At 67.0% G+C, this 14,758-nt stretch carries 18 protein-coding genes and 1 tRNA gene; 9 read left to right on the top strand and 10 right to left on the bottom strand.

The genetic code is table 11. The features are described 5' to 3' along the window. Positions 1–80: 80 nt before the first annotated feature. Positions 81–1,361 (bottom strand): MFS transporter, encoded by a 1,281-nt coding sequence (locus PA27867_RS18325; protein WP_084021304.1) that lies wholly within the window; start codon positions 1,359–1,361, stop codon positions 81–83. Between the two features lie 145 nt (positions 1,362–1,506). On the opposite strand from PA27867_RS18325, the gene PA27867_RS18320 reads away from it, so the two are divergent. Continuing rightward, the gene (locus PA27867_RS18320) at positions 1,507–2,364 is read left to right on the top strand and encodes a LysR family transcriptional regulator (RefSeq protein ID WP_066598487.1); all 858 of its coding nucleotides are present in this window, start codon (positions 1,507–1,509) and stop codon (positions 2,362–2,364) included. Between the two features lie 104 nt (positions 2,365–2,468). On the opposite strand, the gene PA27867_RS18315 is transcribed toward PA27867_RS18320, so the two are convergent. Next, the gene (locus PA27867_RS18315; protein ID WP_066598486.1) at positions 2,469–2,729 is read right to left on the bottom strand and encodes a GlsB/YeaQ/YmgE family stress response membrane protein; all 261 of its coding nucleotides are present in this window, start codon (positions 2,727–2,729) and stop codon (positions 2,469–2,471) included. An 86-nt stretch (positions 2,730–2,815) separates the two neighbouring features. Next, a complete protein-coding gene (locus tag PA27867_RS18310; RefSeq protein WP_157109293.1) occupies positions 2,816–3,142 on the bottom strand; it encodes a hypothetical protein in 327 nt (108 codons plus the stop codon). A 153-nt stretch (positions 3,143–3,295) separates the two neighbouring features. Between PA27867_RS18310 and PA27867_RS18305 the strand changes: the two genes are divergently transcribed. From PA27867_RS18305 to PA27867_RS18280, 6 genes are all read left to right on the top strand, one after another. Further along, entirely contained in the window at positions 3,296–3,844 is a 549-nt protein-coding gene (locus PA27867_RS18305; RefSeq protein WP_066598484.1) for a MarR family winged helix-turn-helix transcriptional regulator, read from the top strand. Between the two features lie 22 nt (positions 3,845–3,866). Next, positions 3,867–4,370 carry a MarR family winged helix-turn-helix transcriptional regulator gene (locus PA27867_RS18300; protein WP_066598483.1) on the top strand — a complete coding sequence of 168 codons (504 nt, stop codon included), beginning with the start codon at positions 3,867–3,869 and terminating at the stop codon, positions 4,368–4,370. Positions 4,371–4,469: 99 nt separating this feature from the next. Further along, the gene (locus PA27867_RS18295) at positions 4,470–5,654 is read left to right on the top strand and encodes a CAP domain-containing protein (RefSeq protein WP_066598482.1); all 1,185 of its coding nucleotides are present in this window, start codon (positions 4,470–4,472) and stop codon (positions 5,652–5,654) included. Between the two features lie 215 nt (positions 5,655–5,869). Continuing rightward, on the top strand, positions 5,870–6,556 hold the full coding sequence (locus PA27867_RS18290) for a response regulator transcription factor (RefSeq protein ID WP_066598481.1): 687 nt from the start codon (positions 5,870–5,872) through the stop codon (positions 6,554–6,556). Beyond that, positions 6,553–7,671, top strand: a complete 1,119-nt coding sequence (locus PA27867_RS18285) for a sensor histidine kinase (RefSeq protein ID WP_208857272.1) — start codon at positions 6,553–6,555, stop codon at positions 7,669–7,671. The genes PA27867_RS18290 and PA27867_RS18285 overlap by 4 nt, the downstream gene beginning before the upstream one ends. Before the next feature lie 137 nt (positions 7,672–7,808). Beyond that, the gene (locus tag PA27867_RS18280) at positions 7,809–8,387 is read left to right on the top strand and encodes a M15 family metallopeptidase (RefSeq protein ID WP_236900762.1); all 579 of its coding nucleotides are present in this window, start codon (positions 7,809–7,811) and stop codon (positions 8,385–8,387) included. 31 nt (positions 8,388–8,418) lie between these two features. Here the strand turns inward: PA27867_RS18280 and PA27867_RS18275 are convergent, their stop codons facing one another. Further along, positions 8,419–9,237 carry an SDR family oxidoreductase gene (locus PA27867_RS18275; protein WP_066598479.1) on the bottom strand — a complete coding sequence of 273 codons (819 nt, stop codon included), beginning with the start codon at positions 9,235–9,237 and terminating at the stop codon, positions 8,419–8,421. 134 nt (positions 9,238–9,371) lie between these two features. Between PA27867_RS18275 and PA27867_RS18270 the strand changes: the two genes are divergently transcribed. Both PA27867_RS18270 and PA27867_RS18265 read left to right on the top strand, forming a co-directional pair. Beyond that, positions 9,372–9,728 carry a hypothetical protein gene (locus PA27867_RS18270; protein ID WP_066598478.1) on the top strand — a complete coding sequence of 119 codons (357 nt, stop codon included), beginning with the start codon at positions 9,372–9,374 and terminating at the stop codon, positions 9,726–9,728. A gap of 47 nt (positions 9,729–9,775) precedes the next feature. Beyond that, on the top strand, positions 9,776–10,561 hold the full coding sequence (locus tag PA27867_RS18265; RefSeq protein ID WP_236900761.1) for an aminoglycoside phosphotransferase family protein: 786 nt from the start codon (positions 9,776–9,778) through the stop codon (positions 10,559–10,561). 103 nt (positions 10,562–10,664) lie between these two features. Here PA27867_RS18265 and PA27867_RS20815 read toward each other — a convergent pair. The 6 genes from PA27867_RS20815 to PA27867_RS18240 all read right to left on the bottom strand — a co-directional run bounded on the left by PA27867_RS20815 (position 10,665) and on the right by PA27867_RS18240 (position 14,705). Then, positions 10,665–10,763 (bottom strand) — tRNA-Gly (locus PA27867_RS20815). Positions 10,764–10,929: 166 nt separating this feature from the next. Next, positions 10,930–12,489, bottom strand: coding sequence for an SGNH/GDSL hydrolase family protein (locus PA27867_RS18260; RefSeq protein WP_066598477.1), 1,560 nt, complete (start codon positions 12,487–12,489; stop codon positions 10,930–10,932). After that, positions 12,489–13,184 (bottom strand): hypothetical protein, encoded by a 696-nt coding sequence (locus tag PA27867_RS18255; RefSeq protein ID WP_066598476.1) that lies wholly within the window; start codon positions 13,182–13,184, stop codon positions 12,489–12,491. The genes PA27867_RS18260 and PA27867_RS18255 overlap by 1 nt, the downstream gene beginning before the upstream one ends. A gap of 18 nt (positions 13,185–13,202) precedes the next feature. Next, positions 13,203–13,427 (bottom strand): hypothetical protein, encoded by a 225-nt coding sequence (locus tag PA27867_RS18250; protein ID WP_066598475.1) that lies wholly within the window; start codon positions 13,425–13,427, stop codon positions 13,203–13,205. 2 nt (positions 13,428–13,429) lie between these two features. Continuing rightward, positions 13,430–13,843: a hypothetical protein gene (locus tag PA27867_RS18245; protein WP_066598474.1), complete on the bottom strand. Its 414-nt coding sequence runs from the start codon at positions 13,841–13,843 to the stop codon at positions 13,430–13,432. A 121-nt stretch (positions 13,844–13,964) separates the two neighbouring features. Beyond that, positions 13,965–14,705, bottom strand: a complete 741-nt coding sequence (locus PA27867_RS18240) for a M23 family metallopeptidase (protein WP_066598473.1) — start codon at positions 14,703–14,705, stop codon at positions 13,965–13,967. Between the last annotated feature and the right edge of the window lie 53 nt (positions 14,706–14,758).

Raw genomic sequence — 14,758 nt, 5'->3', positions numbered from 1 at the left:
GGCGGGCGATGGCCCCGACCTGCCCCTCGATCGTAACCAGGATCGGGAATCCGGCAACGGTCGCCGTGAACGGCTTCGGGTCAGTTCCAGTGCCGCGGAGCGAGCAGCGGCAGCGCCGTCGCCAGCGCCAGGGCGATGATCATGGCGGCGAACCCGACGAGCGCCGCGGCGAGGCTCACCGTGAGCGTGGCCACCCCGATTCCCACCACGGGCAGGGTGAGGCCCACATATCCGATCAGGAAGATGCCCGCGAGCACCTCGCCCCGGTTCGCCGACGAAGCCAGCGAACCGGCCACGGCCAAGGCCGCCTTGAAGAGGATGCCGGCACCTGCGCCGGCGACCACGCCGCCGAGTACGAACAGCAGGACGTTGCCCGCCGCCACCACCACGGCGGCGACCCCGGCGAGGCCGACCGTGAAGAGCACGGTGCCCACCAGGATCTGGGTGCGCGGCGTCAGGCTCCGCACGGCGACCTGGGAGAGCGCGGCGGCCGCAAAGGTGCCGAACACGACGAGCCCAGCCACGGCATGGGAACTGATCTGCAGCCGGCCGGAGACGAAACTCGGTGCGAGGGAGGTGAACAGACCGAGCACCGCGAAGGCCACGAACGCGAGGCCGCCGGCGAGCAGGAACCGCCCGGTGTGTGCGGGCACGCTCACCCGCTGTGGCCGGTACCGTGGCGCCACCGCCGGCCGATTGGCCGTCTCGGGCACCAGCAAAATGCCGACGAAGGCGAGGGCGAGCAGCACGAGGAACACGACATACGGCGTGACGAGAGGCTCGGGTGCGAACTGGGCGAGGAGGCCCGACCCGAGGGCGCCCACGCCGAAGCCGCCGAGATTGGCCATGCCCGAGACGATCTGCCCGCGGGTGGGGTCGGCGGAGGAGCGTGCGGTGAGGTGCAGGTCCACGATGTGAGCCGTCGCGGTGGCGGTCAGCATCCCGATGCCGAGGCCGGAGACGACGCGAGCCGTGATCAACCCCGCCAGTTCGGGCCAGGCGATGAACATGACGGCCGACACGATCTCGAGCGCGAGGGCGACGAGCAGCAGGCGGCGCCGACCGACGGTGTCGCCCAGGTGCCCAGCCAGGAAGAGGCTGACCACCACGCCGACCGCGTACGCGGCGAAGGCGATCGTGATGGCGAAGGTGGAGAAGCCATCCCGCACCTGATACAGCGACCAGAGCGGCGTGGGCACCGTGCTGTAGGCCATCACGATCAGGAACGCGACCGCGGCGATCCAGAACCCGGTTCCGTGGCTGACCCGGCCGTTGCGCGGCCCGGCGGACGGCGCCTGGCCCGAGGGTGCGGCGGCCGTGGCGGGAGCACTGGGGGCGTTCAAGCCGGAGAGTGTGTTCATCGGAGGGCCTTTCAGACGGAGCCGAGATGTGGCAGTGATGTCGATGCCACGTCTGATCCAAGCGTCTCTGGGCTCCGGATAGTCCTCGATTCCGGTGATGATCGGAGATAAGGTGTATCTCAAGATCAGATGACCAAGGGGTGCTGTGGAGCTCAAGCAGCTGGAGTACTTCGTGGCCGCGGCCGAGGAGCTCAGCTTCACTCGCGCCGCGCGGCGGAGCCATGTGGTGCAGTCCGCGATCAGCACGCAGATCAAGGCCCTCGAGACCGAGCTCGGGGTGTCGTTGTTCGAACGCTCCACGCAGAAGATCAGCCTGACCCAGGATGGCGAGCTGCTGTTGGAGCGGGCCCGCGGCATCCTGAGATCGGTCGACGAAACCCGGGAGCTGCTCGCGCCCGATCGGGCCGAGATTCGCGGGCGCCTCGCCATCGGCGTCACACAGGGCGCCTGGCGGGGGATGATCGCCGCCCTCACGTCGTATCGCGCCGCCCACCCCGCCGTGCGGATCGAACTGCGTCAGGCCCCGATCATGGACCTGTTCGCCGCGGTGAGCGAGGGCGCGCTCGACGTGGCCGTCGTGCCGTTGCGGCGCGCCAAGGAACCGGGGTTGCTCGTGCGCGAGCTGCACAGCGAGGTGCTCACGGCGGCGGTCGGGCCGATGCATCCGCTGGCGGGGCGCGAGTCAGTGTCGCTGGCCGAACTCGCGGGGATCGATCTGGTGGGATTCACCTCGACCTGGGCGCTGCGGGCCATGACGGACCGGGGATTCGAGCGTGCGCGGGTGGCGCCGCACCTGGCCTACGAGGTGAACGATGTGAACACGGCGGCGGACATCGTGCTCAGCGGGCTGGCCGCAGTGGTGCTGACCACCCACCTCGCCGACCGATTCGAGAACCTCGTGCACGTGCCGCTGGTCGAGACCATTGAGTGGCGGGTGGGCGTCATCGCCTCGGAACGCCGGTGCACACTGGCCGCGGCGGCCTTCATGGACGTACTGGCCTGACCCATCGGACCCGGACAGGCCGGCAGTTCGGCATGGCGGTTAACTGACGCGGCACCGACCCCTGAGGGGCCGGTGCCGTGACGTACTGAGTAGTGCGGTGCTGCCTAGCGGCGGCGTCCGGTGAGCGCGCCGTAGATCACGAGCACGATGATCGAGCCACCGATGGCCAGGAGCCAGGTCTGCAGCGAGAAGAAGTCCTGCAGCGGTGCGTTGAAGAGCAGACCGCCGAGGAACCCGCCGAGCAGTGCGCCGACAACGCCGAGCACGAGGGTGACGACCCAGCCGCCGCCGTCCTTGCCGGGGAGGATGAGCTTGGCGATGGCGCCGGCGAGGAGGCCGAGAAGAAGGAATCCGAAGAAGCCCATGAGTGTGTCTGCTTTCTGATCTTTGGTGCGATGAAGGGTGGTGCGGTAAACGGTGATGCTGTGAAGGTGGTGCGGGTTGGGACGAGTTAGGCGGCGATGGAGTCGCGCAGGTAGACCGGACGCGGCTCCCGTCGGAAGAACGAGCGCGGCGGCACCGAGGTGGGCGCGTCGATGTAGCGGGCCAGCGCGGCCTGGGCGGCGGGGATGCTGCTGGTCTCGGCCACGACGGATCCCGTGCTGCTGCGAACGGTGAAGTGTCCGTCGACGAACTCGACCATCCCGGCGTGCTCGCCGTTCGCCGCGGCGACCCAGAGGTTGCCTTCGGGGTTATACCAGGCGATCTCGGCGGTCGGGACAGCCGTGGGAACAGCCATCGGGGCATCCGTGCGTGGCCTGGTGTTGATAAGCGTCATTACTTTCCCCTTTAGCTAGATGGTCTATTAGTTCGGCTGTCTAGTAATAATTTACACGAAGGAAAAAGAAATGCAAATAACACTCACCTTCGCCTCCTTCATGCCATCGGGGACACCTGTACGACAAGTTGTTAGATGAACTAGTATTTATAGATGGCATATTCGGTTCAGGACGCGGGAACGCATTACTGGTACTCCGACGACGCCCAGCGCGAGCGGAGCGTGGCCGTGCTCGAGGCCATGAGAACGTATCGGGCGGCGGAATCCGCCATGCGCAGCCGCACCCAACGCGCCATGGGTCTCGGTGAGAACGACCTGCTGGCGCTGCGTTACCTCATCACGGCGAAGCAGGACGGCCGCTCCATCGGTCCGAAGGAATTGACCACCTACCTGGGCATCTCCAGCGCCTCGACCACGGTGTTGATCGACCGCCTCGAAAAAGCCGGTCAGGTGCGGCGCGAGCACAGCCCGTTTGACCGCCGGGCGCTGATCCTGATTCCCACCGCTACGACGGATGCCGAAATCCAGGCCGCACTGGGCGACGTGCCCGAGCGAATGGTTGAGGTGGCCAATCGGCTGGACCCCGCTCAGGCCAAGGTTGTCGTGGACTTCCTGCAGAACATGCGAGCGGCGGTGGACGAAATCGACGCGCACGTCGACTCCGACGTACCGCCTGCCCGGTCGGCATCCGCTCAGCCCTAACGGACCGTAATAAACTTTCTGCATGGAAAATGTCCCCCACCAACCGGACGGTCTGACCGGTCCGGTTAGTGCGCCACATGCCGACGAGGTGATCGCGACCCTGTTGGACTACCGACTGGCAGAAGAAGCAATGCGCCGGCGCACCCGCGACTCCATGCGGATGGGCACGACGGACCTCCAGGCGCTCCGGTTTCTCATCAAGGCGCAGGGCGAACAACGAATCGTGTCGGGTCGCAACCTCGCCGACCACCTCGGTATGACGAGCGCGTCCGTGACCGCTCTGCTCGACCGGCTCACCAAGAGCGGCCATGTGCAGCGCACCCCACACCCCACCAACCGCCGCAGCAACATGATCACCGCCACACCGGGTTCCGACGAAGAGGTGCGCCAGACCCTGGGCGCCATGCACTCCCGCATGATCGAGGCGGCCCGGGCACTCAGCCCGGACGACGCGGCCCTCGTGCGACAGTTCCTCGAGTCGATGACGGCCGCCGTCGACAGCGTCGACGTGGTCAACGCGCCCTAGCCGGGTTCCCGCCGATTCCTGGCGTGGCCGACCCGTACTGTGTCATGCTCGGGGGCCCGGTGCCGCGATGGTGTCCAGGCGCGAAGCCCTTGGAGAATCATGCGCACCAGACTCACGCTGAAGCTCGGCGCCGTGCTCGTTGCCCTGTCGGTTCTTGCCGGGGGAGTGGGAGCGGCGAACGCGGCCCCCGCCGACGAACGGTCCGCGGTGGTGCGCCTCACCAACGAGACCCGCACACGGGACGGCGGCATCCCGCTCGTCGAGAGCGACGAACTCAACCGGGTGGCTCAGGCCTGGGCCGACGAGATGGCCGTGTCGGGCTACCGGCACAGCGACAACACCTGGCGCTCGGATCGCCTGACGCAAGGCTGGGACACCAACGGCGAGAACATCGCCCAGGGCTACCGCGACGCCAGCCAGGTGATGGCGGGGTGGATCGCCTCCAGCGGCCACTACGCGAACATCATGAACGACCGCTACACGCGCATCGGCGTGGGCTACAACCCCAGCCAGAAGCTCTGGGTGCAGATCTTCGCCGGCTACCCCGCCGACCGCACCGCGACCCCTCCCGCCCCCGCTGGAGACACCGCGGCGGCCGACGCTGTCACGCTCGCCAAGGTCGTCTACGACTCGACGATCTTCGAGATCGTGCCCGGCGCCGACGGCAGTGAAACGGCCGTCCCCTTGAGCTTTGCGAAGTGGCGCGACGTCTACAGACTCCGCACGCCGACACCGGCGTCGACCGACTTCGTGAAGTATCCGTGGTCGCCGACCGTATACGCGGTGACGTTCTGGCCCGGCGGCGAGAGCAAGTGGATGTGGACGCCGCTGTCCTTCCCGCAGTGGCTCACCGCCGGCCAACCGGCCCCGCGCGCCGCGGGGTGGATCAAGGACAGTTACTACTACCAGTGGGGCACCTCGGCGGAGATCTTCGTGGAAGGTGCCGACGGCGTGAACCACAAGCTCAGCTACGGCGAGTGGGCCGCTTCCGGCTTCCGCACCCAGGTGCAGCGAAGCAACGAGGGCTATCTCAAGCTGAGCTGGGCTCCCGAGTTCGCCCGCATGCTCGACCTCGGCACAGGCGCCGGCCGCCCGCTCGGTTACGCCGAATGGCAGGCGGAGGCCTTTCCCACACCCCGGTCGGTGCAGCGGATGCCCGGAGACACCTTCTACTCCTACCGCGGCAACTCCACGATCTGGTACGCCGGCCCCGGCATGAACCGCCCCGTCACCGTGCAGGAGTGGCAGGCCGCCGGATCTCCCGCTCCCGCCGTGCGGGGCTGACCCCTCCCGACTACGAACGTGTCGCCATCGCCTGGGCGATCCTTTTGCAGTGCCGGTGAGACCACGATTCGGGACTCGAGGTTGACCGGGCACTCGTTAATGCGCAGCGCCCGGACGGCGTCGCCGGGCCGCGCTCCTCATCGGCCTCGCCGTCCCAGCCTCAACCGGCGCGCCCGCATACGCTGACGATAACCTCCGCTGCCTACGATGAGGGGATGCGCGTACTGATCGTCGAAGACGAGCCCTATCTGGCCGAGGCCATCCGCGATGGTCTTCGGCTGGAGGCCATTGCCTCGGACATGGTCGGCGACGGCGACACCGCGCTCGAATACCTGGCGGTGAATGAGTACGACGCCGTCATCCTCGATCGGGACATTCCCGGCACCCACGGCGACGACGTCGCCCGCTGGATCATCACGACCGGGCTGCCCTGCCGCATCCTCATGCTGACCGCGGCGGACCTGCTCGACGAGAAGATCCGCGGCTTCGAGATCGGCGCCGACGACTACGTCACCAAGCCGTTCGAACTACGTGAACTCGTCATGCGCCTGCGGGCGCTGGGCCGGCGCCCGGCCGAGGGGGCGCCTCCCGTGCAGGAGTATGCCGGGCTCAGACTCGACACCTTTCGGCGGGAGGTCTACCGCGACGGACGCTACGTGGCCCTCACCCGCAAACAGTTCGCCGTTCTCGAGGTTCTCCTGGCCGCCCGCGGCGGAGTGATCAGCGCCGAGACACTGCTCGAACGGGCCTGGGACGAGAACGCCGACCCGTTCACGAACGCGGTGCGCATCACCATCTCGTCGCTGCGCAAGCGGCTCGGCGACCCCTGGCTCATCCACACCGTCGCCGGTGTCGGCTACCGGCTCGACACCGCGGAAGCCGCCGCTCAGGAGCACTTGTGAGCGCCCGGCTCCGCCTCACCCTGAGCTATGCCGGGTTCCTGCTGGTCGCGGGCATCGCCCTCATGGCGCTCGTTTTTTACATCCTCCGGTTCGTGCCCGACGGCAACATCGACAACGGCGGGCCGTTCGTGCCCAATCGCGGCGACCTGCTCGCCGCGCTCTGGCCGCGCACCTGGCAGGTGCTCGTGGTGCTCCTGGTGATCGGATTCGGCGGCGGCTGGCTCCTGGCCGGCCGGATGCTGCGCCCGCTTCAGCAGATCAACGGGGTCGCCCGACGCGTCGCCGCGGGCTCGTTCGACCACCGGGTGCACCTGGGCGGCCCGCACGACGAATTCCATGAACTCGCCGACACCTTCGACTCGATGCTCGACCGGCTGCAGACCTCATTCGACAACCAGCGCCGGTTCGCCGCGAACGCCGCGCACGAGCTGCGCACCCCCTACGCGATCGAACGGTCGATGCTCGACGTCGCGCTGGCCGACCCGGCCGGCCTGGACATCGAGAAGCTGCTGCGCCGGCTGGACGAGACGAACCGGCGCGGTATCGAGGTGGTGGAGGCGCTGCTGTCCCTCGCGACCATCGACGAGGGCCGCGCGATCGCCCGAACCCCGCTCGACCTGGCCGAGATCGCGGGCGACGTGATCCGGGAACTCCGTCCCCTGGCCGACGAAGCCGGGGTCACCATCACGAGTGAGCTCGGTGAGGGGGACTTCGACGGCAGCGGCACGCTCGTGCGCCAGCTCACGGCCAACCTGATCCTCAACGGCATCCGCCACAACACGGCGCCGACCGGCTGGCTCGAGGTGCGCACCGAGACCGTGGCGGACGGGGCCGTGCAGCTCACGGTGAGCAACTCCGGCCCGGTCGTGGCCGCCGAGATGCTCGGAACCCTCACCGAGCCGTTCGTTCGTGGGGTCGCCCGCGTCGGTACCCGCTCAGCCGGGCCGGGCCGCGCGCCGGTGGGCAGCGGCCTCGGCCTCGCCCTCGTCGCCCGGGTGGTCGACGTGCACGACGCGGTGCTCGACATCGCGGCGCGCCCCTCCGGCGGACTGACCGTGACGGTCCGGTTCCCCGGCCCCACTGCTACGACCGCCGCCATAACCGCGGGCGGTTGACCGGCGCTGCTGTCTAGTGGTGCTGTCCGGCGTGGCTGACCGGCGGTGTATCGGGAGCGTATGCGCTTTCCGCAACGCTGCGGCAACGGCCGCGCTGGTGGACTGATGTCTCCGATCGATAAGAAGGAGACGCATCCGTGTCGAAGACGAAAACACTCACGATTCTGAGCCTGGTGCTGGTCGGCGCCTTGGCGGCCGGAGGGGCGGTTCTGGCCGCACTGCCGCGCGATGGCGCATCCGCCAGCGGGGTGCTTCGGAGCGCGGACCCCCACGTGATGGGTGCCGCGGACGGCCTGATCGAGGAGGGCGAGGCCGTGTCGCCCTTTGCCGACGATCTGCCCGCGATCGCCAACCTCGACCCCGATCTGCGCGCGGCCATGCAGAATGCCGCTCGCGACGCCATCGCCGACGACATCGACTTCGTCGTCACCAGCGGATGGCGGAGCGCCGCGTACCAGCAGTCCCTGCTCGACGCCGCGGTGATCGAGTACGGCAGCCTGGAGGCGGCGGGGCAGTTCGTGCTGTCGCCCGAGCAGTCCAGGCACGTCACCGGCGAGGCCGTCGACATCGGGCGAACGGATGCGGACAGCTGGCTGAGCCAACACGGCGCCGACTACGGGCTCTGCCAGATCTACGCCAACGAGATGTGGCACTTCGAACTTGCGACGGAGCCGGGTGGGGACTGCCCCGAGCAACTGCCGAACGCCGCCGGCTAGCGTTGTCCGACAGTGGCGCCCGCCCGAGTGCTCAGTTGCCGTGAGCCTCGATCGAGACCGGCTGCCATTCATTCCACGTGGACAGACGGGATTCGTAGTCCTTCGTCGCAATCGCGAGGGGTGCGCGCCCGAAGAAGATGCGCAGGGGCGGTGTCTCGGCGTCGACGACCTTGAGGATCGCGCTCCGGGTGGCCGTGGGGTCGCCGGGGTCCATGGCGGACGGGCGACTCGCGGCGGCCTTCCGTACTTCGGCGTACTCCGGCAGCTCTTCGCTGTGTGAGGCGGACGGCCCAGACCAGTCGGTGGAGAACCCGCCGGGTTCCACCAGCGTCACGTGGATGCCGAAACCCGCGACTTCCTGGGCGAGCGCCTGAGAGAGGCCCTCGAGCGCCCACTTGGATGCGTGATAGATCCCCACGGAGGGGAAGGCGCTGATGCCGCCGATGCTGGACACCTGGATGATGTGCCCGGAACCCTGCTCACGCATGATGGGGACCGCGGCCTGGGTGACCCAGAGCGCACCGAACAGATTGGTTTCAAGCTGGGCACGCGCCTCGCCCTCTGCCAGTTCTTCCACCATGCCGAAATGGCCATAGCCGGCATTGTTGACAACAACGTCGAGCCGCCCGAAGTGCTCGGCGGCCCGCTGCACGGCCGCGAAATCGGCGTCCCTGTCGGTCACGTCCAGGCGCAGCGCTAGGAAGGTCTCGGGGTACGTGTCCCGCAGGTCGTCAAGCGTTTCCAGCTTTCGTGCGGTGCCGGCGACGGAGTCCCCGCGCTCCAAGGCTGCTTCCGCCCATTCGCGGCCGAAGCCCTTCGATGCTCCGGTGATGAACCAGGTTTTGCCCATGGCATGTTCCTTTCGATCGCGTGTCTTGTGGGAAACGCCCTTTCGTGGCGGGGAATTCCTGGCTGAATGGTCGCTCAGAGAACGGATGCGGGCAGCGGTCTGGAGTTCTCCTCCGCCTGCTAGCGTCGGGGAGCATGTTGCCCGAGCACTGGATCGAACACCGCCGCGAGGATCGCGAGCCGGTGGGCTGGATCGTGCCCGAGGGCGACGGCTTCCGCCCGGTGGATCGCCTGGGTCGTTGGGTGACTGCGGAACCGGTCGACTGGCTGGAGGCCGAGGAGACCCTGGAGGAGCTGGGAATCGGTTTCCTGGCCGATCGGTACCTGTTGCGGCTGCCGGACGGCACTGAACGACCTGTGCGCATCAGCGAAGCGAGCGGCGACGGGATCACCGTGGTGGCCGACGAGTATGGTGCCGCGTCCGCGGTGGGCGCCAACAGCGACCGCTACCAGCTGCCCTTTCCCGCGCCGGACGAGCTCCGCCCCGCGTGAGCCGGCTCGCCCGTGCCCGGTTCGGGCCGGTCGCGTAGCCTGTGCGGATGGACTCTGTGCGGATGAACCACGTGCCGATGAACCCTGTGCCGATGACCCCTGAGCCTTCGACCACCGTTCTGGCTGGCGGCAACATGAACGAGGTCCACCGCGACGGCGACACTGTGCTGCGCACCGGCGGCCCGTGGACCCCGACCGTGCACGCCTACCTCGACTACCTCGCTATGGCGGGTGTCGACTGGGCGCCGAGGCCGCTTGGGGTGGACGGCGACCGCGAGCGGTTGACCTTCATCGACGGTGACGTTCCGGTGTACCCGCTGCCCGACTGGGTGTGGGCGGAGAACGTGCTCACCGAGGGCGCCCAGTTCCTCCGCCAGTTGCACGATGCGAGCATCGGCTTCGCCTTGGACGACCGCATCTGGCAGTCGCGCGCGAAGGTGCCCAGCGAGGTGATCTGCCACAACGATTTCGCCCCGCACAATCTCGCGTTCACGGATGGCCACCTCACCGGCGCGATCGACTTCGACATGTGCTCACCCGGACCGCGCCTCTGGGACATCGCGTACTTCGCCACGCGGGCCGTGCCGCTCACCGGGGTGACCCCGCCGAACGCTCCCGGCATGGAGCACGCCCGGCGGCGCACCCAGCTGATCCTCGACGCCTACGGGTCGGACGCGTCGTGGGCGGATGTGCTGCGAGTCGCGATCATCCGCCTGCACGACCTGGCCGACATGTCGAGGCTGAAGGCCGACGAGCTGGGCAAGCCACACCTGCTGGATGAGGCCGAGGGGTACGCGAGCGACGCCGCGTTCCTTCGTGCCTGGAACGGCTGAGTGCGCGGCACGAACCCGAGTTCGCTCGAAACAGCGTGTAAATCGCTGATTGCGCGAAAAATCCGGTCCAACGCAATGGCTGGCGGGGCACGCATCCTAGATCTGGAGCGGATGACGGGAATCGAACCCGCGCTATCAGCTTGGGAAGCTGAAGTTCTGGCGTGCCGCATGCCGCAACCGTCTGAAATCTGCCACAACCTGCACATTCCCTTGCGTGACCGTCCGCAATCTGCCGTGGTTTGTGGCGGCCTGCCGCCCAAAACAGCGAGTAAGTAGCGAGCGAGGACGCAGAAAAGCCCCGGCCACCCTCCGAAGAGAGTGGCCGGGGCCGGTGAATCGATGATGCAATCTGGGTCAGGTTGACGGGCTTAGGAGGCGCGCACGAGCAGGACGCCGAGCATGTAGACCGTGTCCGGGTTGTTGTCGAGAGCGCTACCCAGTCCCAGCCGCTCGATCTTGAGCAGGTTGCCCCAGCCAAACTGGTAATCGGTGGCCGAGTAGGGCTTGCGCGCAAGCTGATCAGTCATGATGAGCTTCGCGTATGTCGACCATGTTCCAAGCAGGGTGGCGTTCTGTGTCGATTCGGCTCCTACAATCCAGCTACCCGTTACGCTCACTGAGTTTTCGAGTTGCAGGTCAGATGGGCCGATCATCTGCCTGCGCGTGGACGGCCTCCACGTAACGGTGCGGTTCGACCCAGAGGCATAACCGAGTGCCGTCGTCCACACCACGTACACATCCATCGTCTGCCAGTGCGAGGGCGGCGTGCACGAAGCGACGACGGACTGATCCAAGTCTGTCGCGAAACCCCATGCACCCGCCTGTCCGTTTACCACCGAGTAGGCAGGTATGCCCGTCAGGGCATCGAACGCCTTGGCAGGGATGAACATCTTCGACTCGCGCGGGACGACCGCCACCGGCGTGTTCTTAGCGGAGGTGCGAAATGCAGACCAGAGCAGATCGAAGATGACCGAGTAACCTGCCGCGTTGGGGTGGAGCCCATCACTGACCAGCCACTGGGTGGCGTAGTCCGGGTTCGCGAGGAACGTGTCTAGGGCATTTACCAGGCCCAACCCCTCGGACGCGGACAGTGCTTTCACGACCCGCGCCCTGACCAGATCATTGGCGTAGTCGTTGTTGTACGAGTCCCCGGATGCTCGTCGCGGCGACTGTGCGAGGTTGATGATGCCCGCACGCGGGAAGAAGTCTTGCAGTGTGCGGACGAGGGTCAGGTGGACTTTTCGATATTCCGTCGTCATGCCTGCCGAGTTGTGCCCGTGGTCAATGATGATGAGATCGGGGAAGCTGCTCGGGATGCCGGTCATGGGGAACATCGTGGCGAATCGGGCAACTGTCGTCGTGGGGTAGCTCGCGTTCGCACCTGAGCGTGAAGCGTTGTATACATCAAGGATGTACGGGCCGACCGTGATCGACGTTCCTGCTCCTGCCGCGGTCGCGTTCGCGCTGATCGTCACTTTCGTTGCAGAGATGTACGCCGAAATTCTGGCACCTGCGGGGATGTTCGTCCCGGCAATGGCCCGGCCGACATCGGTGGGCTTGAACGCCACGGTTGCAGACTCAATGGTTGGACTTGCGCCGATCGTAATGCCGTCCGACACCGACCGGGAGTTGACACCCGCCTGAACGGTTGTGATCGCGGGATAGGTCTGCGAGGTGTCGTCCCACTCACGGAAGAGAACGCGGAGAGCCGGGTACTTGGCTGCGAGGGACTGCGCGATCCTCAGCGGGGTCTGTACGACCGTTCCGGTGATGGTGTCCACGAACGTCGAGTCGCCGACGAAAACCAGCGTTCCGCCCTCGACGCCGGTGGCAAGCTTGTCCATCAGGATTGCGGCGTGAGCGCGGGTCGCGTCGTCTATCTTCTTGCCAGCGTCAGCCTTTGCCATGCCGAGCGTTACAACGTCCATCAGTTTGCTCCCGTCACGTTGCCGTTGGCATCGTAGGTGAATGTGCGCGTGGTCCCGGAGCGGGTCTGCGTTTTAACCGTGCCGTCCGTGTTGTACGTGAACGTGGTGAGCACGCCGTTCTCCGTGGTCGATGCCACCGAGCTGTCACCGTTGTAGGTCACGATGAGGGTCGGGTTCGATGCGACAAACGTGGCGGTTAGTTGCTCCTCGGTGGGCACCCTCGCAGCGGCGTCGATAGCCTCCTGCCGGGCGCTGGCCGCGTCCGCAGCGCTCTGCCCAGCAGCGCTAGCCGATCCAGCCGCTGAGGCTGCTACGAGGACGACAGCCCGCCCAGCCTCCTCGACCTGCACAAGGATCTCAGCCACGGACGGCGGGATCTCAGGGAGGGGCAGAAGAGTGGACACGTCCACCCGGTAGCCCGCGATGAGATCCGCCAGGCCGATCGGGCCAGTGGGCGGGGTGACGGCCCACGATTCAGTGAGGCCGCGCACACCCCGGGGCACCAGGAGGATCGCACCACCAACCGGCGCCGCACCCAGGGTGATCTCCCCGTCAGCAAGACGGTACTCGGCCGCCCGAGCCTGATCAATCTGGCCGTCGATGGGAGTGAGCGCCCAGACTTGCATGAACCCGGACAGGGGCAGGCTTCCACCGAGGGCGAGAATGTCGGCCGCGGTGATGGTGACAACGGTCATATGGGGGGCTCCTGGTGCTTAGGCCGAGTGGTCGCCGGTGGGCGTCGGGGTATTGGGGAATCGCCATACACTGAACGCGGTGAGGACGGCGAGGCCGACTGTGGCGTAGATCGCCCACTCGGTGGGGATCAGGGACGACCCCACAGTGAGCGCGCCACCGACACACGCGGCGACGAACTTGGCGTAAGCCTGCGCCTCGGCGATCTTGGCCTTGATCTTGGCGATGTTGGATTCGGCGGACATAGCTACTCCTTCGTGCCGGGTGTACCGGCGATGGTGGATTCGAGGTGCTTGGAGAGGCGTTCCCGGTCTTCGCGGGCCGCCTTCGTGTGTTCGAGGTCGGCGTCTGCGAGCCGGCCGATGTCGCGCTGGAGCCCGCGCTGGGATGCCTTCACGTCGTCGATGCTGCGCGCCTGCTCGGCCTGCTTGCCCTGGATCCCTTCGAGGGCGAGCATCACCGCATCGTGTCGGGTATCGGACTCTTCGCGGAGGTTGGTGGTGTGCGAGTTCTGCACCTGCTCTTTGGTGGCCGCGGAGTCATCGGCGGCAGATTTTGCGTGGCCGATGGCCTTGTTCACTCGGACCCCGAGGTATGCGAGCAGGGCTGAGATGACTGTTCCGCCGGTGATGATGGCGGCGACGGTCACGGAGTCGCTCAAAAGATTCTCCGCGGGCAGGGGGTGATGTCGAGTAGCGTCATGGCTACTCCCTTCGTGTCAATGCATGGAGGGGGAGCCCCCGGCCGGTCCTTTGGAGATCAGCCGGGGGTGCTTGCAGGTTCTAGAACTCGCCCCCCGCCAGGGCTACCTCGATGTCCCAGTGCGCCTTGTCGAGGGTGACGAAGTTCGCAGGGTTGCCCTCGTTTGGCGGAATCACCACGCTGAGGTTGGGGTAGAGCTTGGCGTAGGCCTGCACGGACTCGCGGTGGAGGGTGTAGTCCTCGCGCGAGCCGAACAGCCGGACGCCGGCGCCGAAGCGGCCGATCTTTCCATCCCAGCGGCGGTAATACTTGACATCCATCTCGACTCCTCGTCGTCGTGCCGGGTTGACCGGCGTGGGTAGTGCGGTGGCGTTGCTGGTGGCCGAGGCCACGGAGGCTCCGAGCGCGGCGCTGATGTAGGGCCAGGGGTCCTTGGTCGTTCCCATCCACGGCATGCTGCTCGCGTTGGAAACGGTGAGGTGCACGTGGGCGCCGTCTGACAGGGTGCCCGTGTTGCCGAGCGGACCGACCGGATCGCCCAGGGCCACATCCGCGCCGATGCCGAGGGGCGATTGGGACTTCATGTGCGAGTAGCCGAACCACTCGCCGCGGGCGTAGGTCACGAGCACCCAGCCGAGCGCCCCCTGCCACTCGTTGCGGACGACGACACCAGCGCGGAACGCCGGGATCTGTGTACCGGCCGGCCAACCGTTGACGTCGAAGCCGCGGTGCCCGGTGGGTCCGTAGTACTTCGAGTTGGGCAGGATGCCGAACGCGCCCCCGCGGTGGGCAGGAGCGTAGAACTCTTGCATGGTGGGCATGTCTCTCCTTCAATGGGGAACGGGAGCCCCGAAGGACTCCCGTTCAGATGTGG

Source organism: Cryobacterium arcticum (assembly GCF_001679725.1).
GTDB classification, from domain to species: Bacteria; Actinomycetota; Actinomycetes; order Actinomycetales; family Microbacteriaceae; genus Cryobacterium; species Cryobacterium arcticum_A.
The sequence above is the reverse complement of the archived record's forward strand: the minus strand, read 5'-3'. Positions and strand labels throughout refer to the sequence as shown.

Coding starts and splice junctions, on each gene's coding strand:
- PA27867_RS18270 (WP_066598478.1), top strand. CDS start 9,372: ATGTTGCCCGAGCACTGGATCGAACACCGCCGCGAGGATCGCGAGCCG.
- PA27867_RS18250 (WP_066598475.1), bottom strand. CDS start 13,427: ATGTCCGCCGAATCCAACATCGCCAAGATCAAGGCCAAGATCGCCGAG.
- PA27867_RS18295 (WP_066598482.1), top strand. CDS start 4,470: ATGCGCACCAGACTCACGCTGAAGCTCGGCGCCGTGCTCGTTGCCCTG.
- PA27867_RS18240 (WP_066598473.1), bottom strand. CDS start 14,705: ATGCCCACCATGCAAGAGTTCTACGCTCCTGCCCACCGCGGGGGCGCG.
- PA27867_RS18305 (WP_066598484.1), top strand. CDS start 3,296: ATGGCATATTCGGTTCAGGACGCGGGAACGCATTACTGGTACTCCGAC.
- PA27867_RS18325 (WP_084021304.1), bottom strand. CDS start 1,361: ATGAACACACTCTCCGGCTTGAACGCCCCCAGTGCTCCCGCCACGGCC.
- PA27867_RS18255 (WP_066598476.1), bottom strand. CDS start 13,184: ATGACCGTTGTCACCATCACCGCGGCCGACATTCTCGCCCTCGGTGGA.
- PA27867_RS18275 (WP_066598479.1), bottom strand. CDS start 9,237: ATGGGCAAAACCTGGTTCATCACCGGAGCATCGAAGGGCTTCGGCCGC.
- PA27867_RS18300 (WP_066598483.1), top strand. CDS start 3,867: ATGGAAAATGTCCCCCACCAACCGGACGGTCTGACCGGTCCGGTTAGT.
- PA27867_RS18260 (WP_066598477.1), bottom strand. CDS start 12,489: ATGGACGTTGTAACGCTCGGCATGGCAAAGGCTGACGCTGGCAAGAAG.
- PA27867_RS18315 (WP_066598486.1), bottom strand. CDS start 2,729: ATGGGCTTCTTCGGATTCCTTCTTCTCGGCCTCCTCGCCGGCGCCATC.
- PA27867_RS18310 (WP_157109293.1), bottom strand. CDS start 3,142: ATGACGCTTATCAACACCAGGCCACGCACGGATGCCCCGATGGCTGTT.
- PA27867_RS18290 (WP_066598481.1), top strand. CDS start 5,870: ATGCGCGTACTGATCGTCGAAGACGAGCCCTATCTGGCCGAGGCCATC.
- PA27867_RS18265 (WP_236900761.1), top strand. CDS start 9,776: ATGGACTCTGTGCGGATGAACCACGTGCCGATGAACCCTGTGCCGATG.